This is a genomic window from Streptomyces sp. NBC_01264, assembly GCF_026340675.1.
Lineage (GTDB): Bacteria > Actinomycetota > Actinomycetes > Streptomycetales > Streptomycetaceae > Streptomyces.
In genome coordinates, this window is the sequence record NZ_JAPEOX010000001.1 from 4459632 (window position 1) to 4473084 (window position 13453).

11 protein-coding genes are annotated in these 13453 nt (G+C 71.6%); 5 read left to right on the forward strand and 6 right to left on the reverse strand.

Annotated elements, in window-relative coordinates:
* Window positions 1-161: 161 nt before the first annotated feature.
* The gene (locus OG435_RS20600; RefSeq protein WP_266878604.1) at window positions 162-1832 is read left to right on the forward strand and encodes a hypothetical protein; all 1671 of its coding nucleotides are present in this window, start codon (window positions 162-164) and stop codon (window positions 1830-1832) included.
* Window positions 1833-1878: 46 nt separating this feature from the next.
* Here OG435_RS20600 and OG435_RS20605 read toward each other — a convergent pair whose 3' ends face one another.
* Window positions 1879-3258, reverse strand: coding sequence for a transcriptional regulator (locus OG435_RS20605; protein WP_266878605.1), 1380 nt, complete (start codon window positions 3256-3258; stop codon window positions 1879-1881).
* 219 nt (window positions 3259-3477) lie between these two features.
* Between OG435_RS20605 and OG435_RS20610 the strand changes: the two genes are divergently transcribed.
* The 3 genes from OG435_RS20610 to OG435_RS20620 all read left to right on the forward strand — a co-directional run bounded on the left by OG435_RS20610 (window position 3478) and on the right by OG435_RS20620 (window position 6764).
* Entirely contained in the window at window positions 3478-4158 is a 681-nt protein-coding gene (locus OG435_RS20610) for a bifunctional DNA primase/polymerase (protein ID WP_266878607.1), read from the forward strand.
* A 111-nt stretch (window positions 4159-4269) separates the two neighbouring features.
* On the forward strand, window positions 4270-5145 hold the full coding sequence (locus OG435_RS20615; protein WP_266878609.1) for an ABC transporter ATP-binding protein: 876 nt from the start codon (window positions 4270-4272) through the stop codon (window positions 5143-5145).
* Window positions 5142-6764 carry a transporter gene (locus OG435_RS20620; protein WP_266878611.1) on the forward strand — a complete coding sequence of 541 codons (1623 nt, stop codon included), beginning with the start codon at window positions 5142-5144 and terminating at the stop codon, window positions 6762-6764. The genes OG435_RS20615 and OG435_RS20620 overlap by 4 nt, the downstream gene beginning before the upstream one ends.
* A gap of 127 nt (window positions 6765-6891) precedes the next feature.
* On the opposite strand, the gene OG435_RS50140 is transcribed toward OG435_RS20620, so the two are convergent.
* From OG435_RS50140 to OG435_RS20640, 4 genes are all read right to left on the reverse strand, one after another.
* On the reverse strand, window positions 6892-8154 hold the full coding sequence (locus tag OG435_RS50140) for a transglycosylase family protein (protein ID WP_323187855.1): 1263 nt from the start codon (window positions 8152-8154) through the stop codon (window positions 6892-6894).
* A gap of 172 nt (window positions 8155-8326) precedes the next feature.
* Entirely contained in the window at window positions 8327-9958 is a 1632-nt protein-coding gene (locus OG435_RS20630) for a CHAP domain-containing protein (protein ID WP_266878613.1), read from the reverse strand.
* A 358-nt stretch (window positions 9959-10316) separates the two neighbouring features.
* Window positions 10317-10529, reverse strand: a complete 213-nt coding sequence (locus tag OG435_RS20635) for a hypothetical protein (protein ID WP_266878615.1) — start codon at window positions 10527-10529, stop codon at window positions 10317-10319.
* A 155-nt stretch (window positions 10530-10684) separates the two neighbouring features.
* The gene (locus tag OG435_RS20640) at window positions 10685-11104 is read right to left on the reverse strand and encodes a hypothetical protein (protein WP_266878616.1); all 420 of its coding nucleotides are present in this window, start codon (window positions 11102-11104) and stop codon (window positions 10685-10687) included.
* A 162-nt stretch (window positions 11105-11266) separates the two neighbouring features.
* Here OG435_RS20640 and OG435_RS20645 point away from each other — a divergent pair, with 162 nt between their 5' ends.
* The gene (locus OG435_RS20645; RefSeq protein ID WP_266878618.1) at window positions 11267-12265 is read left to right on the forward strand and encodes a helix-turn-helix transcriptional regulator; all 999 of its coding nucleotides are present in this window, start codon (window positions 11267-11269) and stop codon (window positions 12263-12265) included.
* 466 nt (window positions 12266-12731) lie between these two features.
* Here the strand turns inward: OG435_RS20645 and OG435_RS20650 are convergent, their stop codons facing one another.
* Entirely contained in the window at window positions 12732-13448 is a 717-nt protein-coding gene (locus OG435_RS20650; protein ID WP_430625769.1) for an RNA-guided endonuclease TnpB family protein, read from the reverse strand.
* Between the last annotated feature and the right edge of the window lie 5 nt (window positions 13449-13453).

Below are 13453 nucleotides of genomic sequence, written 5' to 3' on the forward strand. Positions count from 1 at the left end.
GGCTCACGCTACCGGTCCCCGCCGAGTTTGCCAGTGTCGGCCTCGTCGACAGGGGCCGGGCATCCGGTACCGGCGGGAATTCGACGCGGCCCGTACAACCCCCGGGGCGGGTCGGCCGTCAAACCCCGCGGAAGATCACATGGACACACGGGGGACAACCGGTGAACAGCTTCAAGAGGACCATGACGGCCGTCGGTACGGCGGTCGTGCTGACGGCCGTGGGGGCGCTGGCCGCTCCCGCGGCGCATGCCGCGCCCGGCGCCGCGCCGGTGAGCGCTGCGGCGGACGCGGAGGCGAAGGCGGCCAAGGCCGCTTCGGGGGTCTACGCCAGCATCTTCCAGCGTGCGCACAACGAGTTCGCCGTCTACCTCGACGACGTCTGGCTCCCGAAGCGGGTCGAGGTGCGCCGGGCCGGCACCGACAAGGTCGTCGCCGTCGTCGACGACCTCACGTACCACCAGGAGGATTCCGGTGAGTCGGGTGTGGAGGGCCGCGACTGGTACGAGGGCGACAAGCCGCTCGTCCTCGACGACATGGCCGACTACGAACTGGACGTGTACTCCGGGGCCAACGGCGACGTGATCACCCGCAGCGCGGGTCGGTCCACCTACGCCCTCGACGCCAGGATCGAGGCGAAGTCCAGCCAGCAGGAGTTCTCGCTGGACGACCTCGACACCCAGGTCACCGGTACGGTCACCGCGGTCCACCCGCGCACCGGTGAGCGGCTGCCGCTGGCGGGCGCGCGGGTCCGGGCCGCGCTCGGAGAGGGCTCGGCCGACGTGGTGTCCGACGCGCAGGGGAAGTTCGCCACTTCCGTCTCCGCCCTCGGCACCGAGAGCCAGGCCTCCATGTACGTCAACGTGGCCCTGGCGAGCGGGGACACCGAGACGCGCGTATCGACCCCGGCGAAGATCCGGGCGCAGAAGGCCGCCCTGACCCTGTCCACGACGGGTCCCTTCACCGCGCGGTACGGGACCAAGGTGACGCTGCGCGGCACGCTCACCCGCACCGCCGACAACGGCACCGTGAAGCCCGCCGCCGGACGGCGCGTGCTCCTGTCGGGGATCCAGAACATGGAGGCCTTCGCCGGCGCCGACGGCAGCTACACCGCCTTGGCCCCGGTCTACCGTCCCGGTTCCCTGAACGTGGCCGTCGGCGACAGCTGGCTGGTCGGGGACCGTACACGGACCGCGACCGTCACGAAGATCACCCACATGACCAAGGTCACCGAGGAGAAGATCGCCTCCAGCGACAAGTACGGCAAGCTCACCATCAGCGGCAAGGTCACGGTCGACGGCTACACCACCCAGCAGGCGTCGATCGAGATCCAGTACTCGGACCGGGGGCGCTGGGTCACCCGGCAGTCCTTCGTGGTGCCCTACAACAAGACCTTCTCCGTGACGGTCAGCACACCGAGCACCCGGCAGGTCAGCGGGTGGCGGGTGTACACGCCGGGCACCACCAACATCGCCCCCAGCACGGGCACCCAGGTGCTCCGCACGACGCGCACCGAGACCCGGATCACCGACGCCCGCTTCGGGCCCCGCACCGTGGCCAAGGGCAAGCAGCTGTTCGTCCTCGGAGTGCTGAACAACTACAGCCCCGAGGGGGGCTACACCATCTACCCCGGCCAGAAGGTCCGCTTCTACTTCCGGCCCGACGGTTCCACGGAGTGGAAGGAGATGGGCACCGCCGTGACCCGGGCCGACGGATCCGTGGGCAAGAAGTTCACCGCGGAGACCAGCGGCTACTGGCGCATCCGGTTCGTCGACGCCGATGCCAGCCACCTCGCCTCGACGGGCATGGAAGGCCGCATCCGCGTCACCGGCTGAACCGGCTGACCTCGCCGGCCCCGCCGCCCGGCCCCCGGGCGGCGGGTCAGCCGACGGGCTCCAGGCGTGCGGTGAACTCCCGGGCAGCCGGTTCCTCCCGGTACGGGTCCAGGCGGGTGCGGAAGTCCTCCAGGTACACCGTCCCGCGGTGGGACCGGATGCCCGACAGGAGCTCCGCCGCCTGGGTGGCCGTCTGGCAGGCGGCCTCCACCTCGCGCTGCTGCACCCGCGCCGCCGCCAGCAGGAGCAGGCCGATCGCCCGGCGCCGCGCCTTGCCCGCCGGGAGGTCCCGCAGGGACTCCTCCGCGCGGCTCGCCGCCGCGTCGGCCTGGCCCAGGTCCCGGTGGCAGTGCGCCAGTTCGTCCGCGAGGTAGGCCCGGTCGAAGTGCCGGATCCACTCGGGGTCGTCCCCCGACTCCGGCTCCGCCCGCTCCAGCGCGGTCAGCGCCCGCGAGGACAGCACCGCCGTCGAGCGCGCGTCGCCGAGGAGCGCGTGCCCGCGCGCCTCCGCCGCGTAGAACATCGCCTCCACCCGGGGGGTGACCTGGCCGCGGGTGCCCTCCTGTGCCGCTCTGGCCAGCTGCGCGATCTCCCTCGGGTTGCCCAGTTCGGCGGCGAGGTGACTCATCGAGGCCGCCAGTACGTAGCCCCCGTACGCCCGGTCGCCGGCCGCCTGGGCGAGCCGTAGCGCCTGGATGTAGTAGCGCTGGGCCAGGCCCGGCTGGCCCGTGTCCACCGCCATGTAGCCCGCCAGCTCCGTGAGGCGGGCGACCGCCGCGAACAGGGCCCGGCCCACCGGCTCCCGGTACGAGCCGCCGATCAGGCCGGAGACCACCGAGTTGAGGTAGTGCACGACCACCGGGCGCACGTGCCCGCTGCCGAAGCGGTGGTCGAGGTCCTTGAGCGCCTGGGTGGTGGCCCGTACCGCCTCCACGTCCGACATGCCCACTCGCGAGCCGCCGCTGCGTGCGACCTGCGCGTCCGCCCCGGTGATCAGCCAGTCGCGGCTCGGCTCGACCAGCGCCGAGGAGGCCACGCTCGAGCCCGACAGGAAGTCGCGCCGGCCCACGTCGCTCCGCCACAACTCGCTGACCTGCTCGATCGCGCCGATGACGGTCGGGGAGAACTGCAGGCCGACGCCCGAGGCGAGGTTCTTGCCGTTGGCCATGCCGATCTCGTCGATGGTGACGGTCCGGCCGAGTTTGCGGCCCAGCGCCTCGGCGATGATCCCGGGGGCCCGGCCGCGCGGCTGCTGGCCGCGCAGCCAGCGGGCCACCGAGGTCTTGTCGTAGCGGAGGTCGAGCCCGTGCTCGGCCCCGCACATGTTGACGCGCCGGGCGAGCCCGGCATTGGAGCACCCGGCTTCCTGGATGAGCGCCTGCAGCCGTTCGTTCGGCTGGCGGGCGACGAGAGGCCTGGCTGCCATGAAAACCCCCAGAGACGCGGGTGATCGTTCGAATGATCACTTCCCGCCTGATGTGCGGGGAATCTTCCCCATTGCGTCCTGTCGCTACCCACCTACGGCGCCCCGGCCTCCTACGCGCCCCCCGCGATGCACCGATGCGCCCCGCATGCAGGATCGATGCTCCCGAGCCCGGCGGGTTTACGCCCGTAACCCCCGGTGACCGCAAGAGTTGTGTTGCACGTGGAAGAGACCATCGGAGTCACGGAGACCGCGCCCATCCCCCTGCAGCGCAGTGAGCCGCTGCTGGACCATGCCGTGCGGTACACGGAAGAACGGCACTGGGATGTCTTCGCCGGCACCTGGCTGGAGTCCGTCGACGGGCGGGAGCGGTGCTCGTGCGGGGCCGCGGAGTGCCCGGTGCCCGGCGCGCACGCGGCGGGCAAGGACTGGGCCTCGCAGGCCTCCGGCAGCGCCGTGCAGGTCAGGCGGCTCTGGGGGAAGAACCCGAAGGCCGCCATCCTGCTGCCCACCGGCCGGACCTTCGACGCGCTCGACGTCCCGGACGCGGCCGGCTTCCTGGCCCTGGCCCGGCTCCAGCGCATGCAGCGCACCCTCGGACCGGTGATCGCCAACCCCGCGGGGCGGATGCTGTTCTTCGTCCTGCCCGGCGCCGGGGCGAAGGTGCCCGACCTGCTGCGCAAGATCGGCTGGCAGCCGGCCCAACTCGACCTGGTCGCACGCGGTGAGGGCGAGTACGTGCCCGCGCCGCCGACCCGGATCGGCGGGCGCGGCTCGGTGCAGTGGGCGCAGCCCCCGACTGCCGCGAACCGGTGGCTGCCGGACGTGGAGGAGCTGATCGACGCCCTGGCCTACGCGTGCGGGCGCGAGGCGGCGGCGGAACGGGCCCGGCGCGGGGCCTGACCAGCGGACATATCCGCCGGGAAACTCATGACATAAGTAACTGCTCCGCCTCTCCCCCTCCTCCTATGGTGAGAAAAGCAGGACACGGGGAACAGAACGAGAGGCAGGCGCATGCCGGACCAGGGCGTTGCGACGGGCGGGGCGACGGACGGAGCGGGCGGCGGTGCGCGACCCGCGCCGACCGCCGCACCCGCCGTGCGGGTCGAGGGTTTGTGGAAGCGGTTCGGCCAGCAGGTGGCCGTGTCCGGGATCGATCTCGAGCTGCCCGCCGGGCAGTTCATCGGCCTGGTCGGGCCGAACGGCGCGGGCAAGACGACGACCCTGTCCATGGTGACCGGGCTGCTGCGCCCGGACATGGGCCGGGTGTTCGTCGCCGGGCACGACGTGTGGGCGGACCCGGTGCAGGTGAAGTCCCGGATCGGCGTGCTGCCGGAGGGGCTGCGACTCTTCGAGCGGCTCTCCGGACGGGAACTGCTCGGCTACATGGGCCGGTTGCGGGGGCTGCCGGGCCGTGAGGCGGACAGCCGGGCCACGCAGCTGCTGGACATCCTGGACCTGGCCGGTTCCCAGCACAAGCTGATCGTCGACTACTCGACGGGCATGCGGAAGAAGATCGGCCTGGCGGCCGCACTGCTCCACAACCCCGAAGTGCTCTTCCTGGACGAGCCGTTCGAGGGCGTGGACCCGGTGTCCGCGCAGACCATCCGCGGAGTGCTGGAACGTTACACCTCCTCCGGAGCCACGGTCGTCTTCTCCTCCCACGTCATGGAGCTCGTCGAGTCGCTGTGCGACTGGGTGGCCGTCATGGCCGCCGGCCGGATCCGGGCCGCGGGCCCGCTGGCCGACGTACGGGGCGACGCGCCCTCGCTGCAGGCCGCGTTCCTGGAGCTGGTCGGGGCGCAGGGCCGGGCCACGGGCGAGTCCCTGGACTGGCTCGGCGGCGGGTCGAACGGCAACGGGGCGGGCAGCGGGGCGGGCGTCCGATGAGCACGTCCGTCACGCCCGTCGCGCCCGTCGACATCATCCCGATCTTCGTCCGCCTCAAGCTGTCGCTCCTGCGCAACGGGCTCAAGGGCTCCTCGACGCGCAAGGCCGCCTACTTCGGCGCCCTCGCCTTCGCGCTCGTCATCGCCTTCTTCGCCACGCTCGGCCTCATCGTGCTGCGCGGCAACGCGCACGCCGGCGCGGTCGTCGTCCTGCTGGCGGCGATCACGGCCCTCTGCTGGACCTTCGTACCGCTGTTCTTCTCCACCGGCGACGAGACGCTCGACCCGACCCGGCTGGTCATGCTGCCGCTGCGCCCGAGGCCGCTCGTACGGGCCATGCTGGCCGCCTCGCTCGTCGGCATCGGGCCGCTGTTCACGCTGTGCCTGGCCGTCGGCTCGGTGATCGCCGTCGCCCGGGGCGCGGCGGGCGTGGTGGCAGCCGTACTGGCCGTGCCGCTGCTGCTGGTCGGCTGCGTCGCCCTGGCCCGTGCGGTGGCCACCGCCAACGTCCGGCTGCTGACCAGCCGCAAGGGGCGCGACCTCGCGCTGCTCAGCGGCCTGCTCATCGCGATCGGCGCGCAGGTGGCGAACTTCGCCGCCCAGCGACTGTTCCAGACCGGCGGCCTGGACAAGCTGGAGCCGGCCGGGGAGGTCGTCCGCTGGCTGCCGCCCGCGACGGCCGTCGGGATGGTGGACTCCGCGAGCGAGGGCTCGTACGGGATCGCCGCCGCCCAGCTCCTCATCACGGTCGCGGCCCTCGGCCTGCTGCTCCGGTTCTGGGAGCGCAGCCTGACCAAGCTGATGGTCACCCCCGACGGTTCGACGATCGCGGCCGCCAAGGAGAAGAAGAAGCGGGCGAACGGCGAGGGCGGCCGCGGCTGGTCGATCCTGCCGGACGACCGTACGGGCGCGGCCGCCCAGCGCGTGCTGCGCTACATGGTGCGCGACCCGAAGACCAAGGCGGCCTGGGTGTCGGCCCTGGCGCTCGGCCTGATCATCCCGGTCGTCAACGCCTTCCAGGGCGCCGGCTCTGTGTACCTGGCCTGCTTCGCCTCGGGCATGATCGGCCTCCAGATGTACAACCAGTTCGGGCAGGACACCTCGGCGTTCTGGATGGTCGCACAGACCATTTCGAGCACCCGGGACGCCTACGTGGAACTGCGCGCCCGCGCCCTGGCCCTCGCGCTGGTCACCGTGCCCTTCACGGTGGTGGTCGCGACCGTCACGGCCGGCCTGCTCGGCGACTGGGCCGGACTGCCCGGCGCCCTCGGCCTGGCCCTGGCCCTGCTCGGCTCGATGCTGTGCACGGGAGCCCTGGCGTCCGCCCATCTCGCGTACTCGATCCCGACCGACGGTGCCTTCAAGAGCGTCGCCCCGGGCCAGGGCGCCCTCGCGTGGGCGGCCCTCCTCGGCGGCCTGCTCTCCTCGGCCCTGATCAGCTCCCCGCTGATCGCCCTGGCCGTCTACTTCAGCGCCACGGACCAGAAGTCCCTGGCCTGGATCCTGCTCCCCCTCGGCCTGGCCTGGGGCGCGCTGGCCGCCTGGGCCGGGCTGCGCCTCGCCGCCCCGGCGGTGGTGCGCAAGCTTCCCGAGATCCTGGTGGCGGTCAGCAAGGGCTGACCGGCCGACCGGCCGCGCCTGCCCGCGTCAGGCCGAACGGGCCGTGGGCCTCCGCTCCCCTCGGGGACGGAAGGCCCACGGCCCGTTCGTTCGTGGAGCCGCCGATCAGGAGCCGGCGGTCAGAGGGTCAGGCGGTCGGGAACTTGGCGATGAAGGCGCTGCCGACACCGACGACATCGTCGAAGCTGCGCTTCCCGGCACCGAACTCGGTGGCCGCCATGGCGCGCTTCTTGCCGTTCACGATCTCCCAGACGGTGGCGTCGGCCAGCGACCTGACCATCGTGCCGTTGGCGGGAGCAGCCTTCGCGGCGGCCGAGGCCAGCCACTGGCCCGGGGTGCCGAGCAGCGGGCGCTGGTCGTAACCGAAGCCGGTGAAGTCGGCGTTGGTCAGGGGGACCGCCACGCCGCCGGCCATCACGTAGACGGTGGCGTCGGCGCCCGAGACCTCCTTGACGATGGAGCCGTTGGGCACCTGCCGGGTCGCGGCGGCGGCCAGCCAGTCGGTCGGAACGCCCATCAGGGCCTGCTGGTTGTACCCGTTGGCGGTCCACTCGGCACCCGAGATGTGCAGCGCCGCACCGTTCACGATCACGTAGCGGGACGGGTCGTTGCCGGTCTGGTCCATCACCACGCGGCCGGTCGACACGGTCCGCTGCGCCGCGGCCTGCAGCCAGGCGGTCGGGAGGCCGTAGTCGGCGCGGAGGTTGTAGCCGTCCTCGGTCCAGTCCGACGCGGAGATCGGCAGCGCGGCACCGTCGATGATGACGTACCGGTTGGCGCCGCCGGCCTGGTCGTGGACCACGGTGCCGGCGGGCGGGGCGCTCGGCAGCCCGTTGAAGGCGTTGGGGTCGATGGTCACGACCTTGCCCAGGTCGTAGTGGTCCAGGGCGACGTCCGAGCCGGCCACCGGGACACCGGCCCCGGCGATCATCACCCGTACGTCCGGGCCGTTCGGCGACTTCACCAGGGTGCCGTTGGCCAGGGAGGAGGGAGCGGGGTAGGTCGGGGCGTTGGGGTACGGGTCCGCGTGGTCGGCACCGAGGTTGTAGCGGGGGCCGCAGTTGGGCCAGGCGCCCTGGCCCTGCCCGGCCAGGATCTTCTCGCCGATCAGGATCTGCTGCTGCTTGGTGGCGTGGTCCGCCCGGTCGGCGTACTGCGTTCCGCCGTAGGCGCGCCAGGTCGGCATCGATATCTGGAGACCGCCGAAGTAGCTGCCGGAGGGGTCGATGATCTTCCAGTTCCCGCTGGCCTCGCACTGCGCGACCTTGTCCCAGGTGGCGACGGAGGCGGCGGAGGCGGGGGTGCTCGCGAGGAGCGGGGCGGCGAGGGCCAGCAGGGCGGTGGCGGCGGTGGCGAGTGCGGAGTTCTTGCGGGCGGCGGCGGAGCGCATCGGGATTCCCTCGGGGCAGCGGGTCTGGGTGTCGGCGGCGGAGCGGCCGGGCCCGAGCCGCCCGGCTTGTTCGGGCCGGGCGGCTCAGGGGCGGTGCTCAGGGGTGGCGCTCAGTCGTGGCGCTCACCGGTGGATCTCAGCTGCGGCGCTCAGTCGTGGCGCCGGACCGGGATCAGGCGGTCGGGAACTTGGCGATGAAGGCGCTGCCGACACCGACGACGTCGTCGAAGCTGCGCTTGCCGGCGCCGAACTCGGTGGCCGCCATGGCGCGCTTCTTGCCGTTCACGATCTCCCAGACGGTGGCGTCGGCCAGCGACCTGACCATCGTGCCGTTGGCGGGAGCAGCCTTGGCGGCGGCCGAGGCCAGCCATGCGGCGGGGGCACCGTCAAGGGGGCGCTGGTCGTAACCGAAGCCCGTGAAGTCGGCGTTGGTCAGCGGGACCGCGACGCCACCGGCCATGACGTAGACCGAGGCGGAGGACCCGGAGGCGTCCTTGACGATGGTCCCGTCGGCGACCTGCTTGGTCACCGCCGAGCCGAGCCACTCACCGGGGACACCCATCAGGGACAGCTTGTCGAAGCCGACGCTCGTCCACTCGGTGGCCGAGATGCCCACCGGGGTGCCGCCCACCATGACGTAGCGGGAGGAGTCGGTGCCCGACTGGTTCATGACGACCGTGCCGGACTGCAGCGGCTTGGCGACGACGCCCTTCAGCCACTCGGCCGGAACACCCATCAGGGTCTGCTCGTTGTACTTGTCGGCCGTCCACTCGGAGCCGGAGATGTGCAGCGCGGAGCCGGCGACCATCACGTAGCGGGACGGGTCCGTGCCCGACTGGTCCATGACCACGATGCCCGTCGCCACCGTCCGCTGGGCCGCGTTCTTCAGCCAGGAGGTCGGAACGCCCATGTCGGCCCGGGTGTTGTAGCCGCCGGAGACCCAGTCGGCGCCACCGATCTTGAGCGCGGCGTCACCGATGATCACGTACCGGTCCGCACCGCCGGCCTGGTCGTGGACCACGGTGCCCGACGGCGGGGCGCTGAAGAGGGACCGGAAGGCCTGGTCGTCGATGGTGACGACCTTGCTCATGTCGTACTTGTCAGGCGTGACGTCGGAGGCCGCCACCGCGAGACCGGCTCCCTTGATCAGGACCTTGACGGCCGGGCTGCTCGCCGACTTCACGAGCGTGCCTTCGGCCAGCGAGGCCGGGTTCGGGAGGGAGGGGGTCGAGCTGCCGGCCGGGGAGACGTAGCCGCTGATCTTCTGGCCGCCCCAGGGACGCTCACCAACGGCCGCGTCGTAGCTGGAGGCAGTGCTGACGTGACCCGCACCGCCGCCCTGGTTTCCGCCGGTGATGGTGACCTTGTCGCCGGACACCCCGGTCACCAGGGCCACGTGGGCGGCCCAGTCGCTGCCGTTGTAGTCGAAGACGACCGCGTCACCGACGTGCGGCGTGTTGGTGATCGTCCCGTACTTCTTTCCGTAGGCCATGAAGCTGGCCGCCCCGTCGGTCAGGGTCGCCAGACCCGTGACCCCATTGCGGGCCCAGACCCAGCCGGCGAAGTCGGCACACCAGGCGTGGGCCGTACGGCCGTTGCTGCAGCTGTTGTACTGGTTGGGGCCACCGTCGTAACCACCGTGGGCGCAGGCTCCGTTGCCTTCCTCGGCACGGGCGGTGGCGGCGATTCCGTCGGTCAGCGTCGAGGCGCTGGCCGGGTTGGCGACCACCATGGTGAACGCGGTCGCCGCCAGGGCTGAGGTGGAGGCGATGCGGATGGCGATGGTCTTGATGCTGCGGGACATGACGAAGCTCCTGATGGCGTGAAAGGAAGTGTGGTGTCGCTGCGGAGACCGCAGACGGGCCTGGTGAAGGCCGAAGAGTGGGGGCGCGCCGGGCCGGTGGGGACGGCTGCCCTGCAGGAGCAGCTGTCGGGCCGGTGGGTGCGATGCCCGGGTGGTGCGGTGCGAATCGGCGCCGGCGGTTGATCGGCCGGGCGGTGGTGCTGGTGGTGGTGCGAGTCCTGCGGGTTCTACGGGGCTGTGCGTTCTACGGGTCCTGCCGGTTCTGCGGGTCCTGCCGGTTCTGCGGGTCCTGCTGTGAAGTTCGTGGGCCGTGGCCGGGTGGCGCTTTCGGCGCTGCTGCCCCGGGCGGCGGGGTCGGCTACTCCCAGGCGGTGGTGTTCCTGCCGACCGGAGCGGTCTCCCAGGCGGTGGTGTTCTTGCCGACGGGGGCGGTCTCCCAGGCGGTGGTGGCGCTGACTCGGGTCTCGCTGGTGTTTCCGGTTCCGTGGGTCGCCAGGGCCGGGGTGACGGTGGCGACGGCCAGGGCGAGGGAAGCGACCGCGGCGGCCTTGACGAGGCGAGTGCGAAGCATGGGAGTGGTCCTTTTCAAGAGCTGGGATGACTGGCCGGGTGGCCTTTTCCGGTCTCACGTCCCGCGGTGACGTTTCCTCCGGTCTTGCCTTCCAGGTGGTGTTCCCTTCCGGCGATCACTACTTTCGTCGCAGCTCAGCGTGGGTGGAAGGGCTTTCAGGTGGACGGAACCGGACCTGGACCGTTCTGGCCACGGGTGCCGGAAGCGGCCAGCAGGAGGTGCTCGTAGTACGGCGTGACGAGGGGGACCCCCACACGGCCGACCGTCCACCCGCGCAACGCCGGCACCTCCTCGACCGCACGACGGCACAGGACCTCCGTACGCCCCTCCGCCTCGGCCAGGCTGTCCGCGATCAGGTAGACGCCGAGCGTCGGCCCCGGCAGCGCGCCCGACAGTGCACCTGACAGCGCGCCCGGGCGGGCACCCGAACGGACACCCGGATGCGTGGACACGTGCTCCACCGGGCCGCAGCCAGTGGGATCGGCATCGGCGAGGGCGCGGACGAGTTCGCCCGCGTGCGCGGGGAGTTGGGCTCCGGGCGCGGATGCGTGCAGGGCCGCGTGGATGAGATACATGCACCCCACCCTCCCGAAGACTTCACAACGGGCAAATACCCTGAAGCTGGACGGTTCGGGCCCTGACCGGAAGCGGCCACGACTCCCCGAGCTACCCGTAGGACGCGCGTGCGATTATCGGCTGACCTTGACTTACGGGTGTACACAGGGGGGGGAACCGCTGTGCTGGCAACACTTGGTCTCGACGCGACAGCCGAGGCCGTCTACCGCACGATGCTCGCGCGCCCGCGCGACGGAGTGCGCGCTCTCAGCGAGCAACTCGGCGTCACCGACGCGGAGGTCCGGAGCAGCCTCGACCTGCTCAGCGAACTGGCTCTGATCCGCCCGTCCTACGAGCAGGAGGGCGAGCTCCGCGCCGTCTCGCCCGAGGTCGGCATGGAGATCCTCATGGCCCGCCAGCAGGCGGACCTCGCGGCCCAGCAGCTGCGCATCGAGGCATCACGGGCGGCCGCCGCCCAGCTGATCGCGGAGTTCGCCGATCTGAGCCCGACCGGCTCCAGTCCCGGCGTCGAGCAGCTGGTGGGGCTGGACGAGATCCGGACCAGGATCACCGGCCTGGCGCACGGGGTCCGGTCCGACCTGATGACCTTCGCACCCGGCGGAGGGCACCGGCCGGAGACCCTGGAGGCGTCGAAGGCCAGCGACCTGGCCCTGCTCGGCCGCGGGGTGCGGATGCGGTCGTTGTTCCAGGACAGCGTCCGCAACAGCCAGAGCACCGTGGCCTACGCGACGTGGCTGGGCGAGCTCGGCGGGGAGGTCCGTACCGCACCCGATCTGCCGACCCGGCTGATGCTCTTCGACCGCACCACGGCCGTCATCCCGGTCAGCAGCGAGGACAGCGCGGCGGGGGCCGTGGTCCTGACCGGCCAGGGCACCCTGACGGCGCTGTGCGCCCTCTTCGAGAACGTCTGGTCGAACGCCCGGCCGCTGGGCGCCGCGTCGGAGGAGCGGGACGACAGCGGGCTCAGCCCGCAGGAGACCACGGTGATCCGGCTGCTGGCGCAGGGGCTCACCGACGAGGCCATCGCCAAGCGGCTCGCCGTCTCGCCGCGTACGGCCCGCCGACTGGCCACCGGCCTGATGGAGCGGCTGAACGCCGCGAGCCGCTTCGAGTTCGGAGTCCGCGCGGTCCAGCGCGGCTGGCTGCCCGGTACGGAATAGCCGCCGGGTCCGGCAGGGTCCGACGCCACGGCAGGAAGCCCCCGGCCGCCTCGTGACGAGGCGGCCGGGGGCTTTGCGTCGGTACGGCCGTTGGAACAGCCGTTGGCGCAGCGGTCATCCGGCCCGGCCGAGGCGGACCAGCATCTTGCCGGTGTTCGCGCCGCGCATCATGCCGAGGAAGGCCTCCGGGGCGTGCTCGATGCCGTCGACGACGGTCTCCTCCGTCACCAGGCTGCCGTCCGCCAGCCATCCCGCCGCCCGGCCGATCCACTCCGGGAACAGGTCGAATTGACTTCCTCCAATCGCCCTGAAAGGCGAGGATTCTCCGGCTGCGGGTGGTCACCCCGTGTGGGAGACCACCCGCTTCGGGTGGGTTCCTGCTTCCTCCCCACCGGAGTGGGGCTTGTGCGCGCTGCCGGGCTGCTGCCTGGTCCTACGTGCGCTCTACAGGCGTTTACTCGCGCCGTTACCGGCGTGAGGCCCCCAGTCCAGGGGTGCGTGGTTCAGCCGCTGCGAGGATGCGGCGGCCTTCATGCTTGACGTTCCGTCCGGCGTTCCAGTCCCGGTCGTGCCGGGTTCCGCAGTTCCCACAGGTCCATTCCCGGATATGCAGAGGCTTGGGGCCATCGCGGAATCCGCAGGCTGAACACAATTGGGAGCTGGGGAAGTCGCGGGCGACCTTGACGAACTTCCGTCCGTACCGGATCGCCTTGTACTCGCAGAACATCAGGAATTGGGACCAGCCCGCGTCGTGCACGCTTTTGGCCAGGCGGCCACGCGCCATTCCTCGCACGTTCAAGGTCTCCGCGAAGACGGCTTGGTTCTCGCTCGTCAGCCTGTGAGACCACTGGTGGTGGAAGTTCCGGCGCGCATCCGCCACCTGGGCGTGAGCGCGAGCGACCTTGATTCGGGCCTTGTCCCGGTTGTTCGATCCCTTCTTCCTCCGCGACAACTCCCGCTGCCGCTTCTTCAGCTTCTTCTCCGCCCGCCGCAGGTACTTCGGTGAGGCGATGTGCGTCCCGTCCGCGAGGACCGCGAACCGGGTCAGGCCCAGGTCGATGCCCTGGTCGCAATCGACTGGTGAAAGCATGTCGGCGGCCGGGGCGGTCTCGACCACGAAGGAGGCCCAGTACCTCCCGGAGCGGTCCTTGATCAGCGTCACGCTCGACGGGACGGAGGGCAGATCGC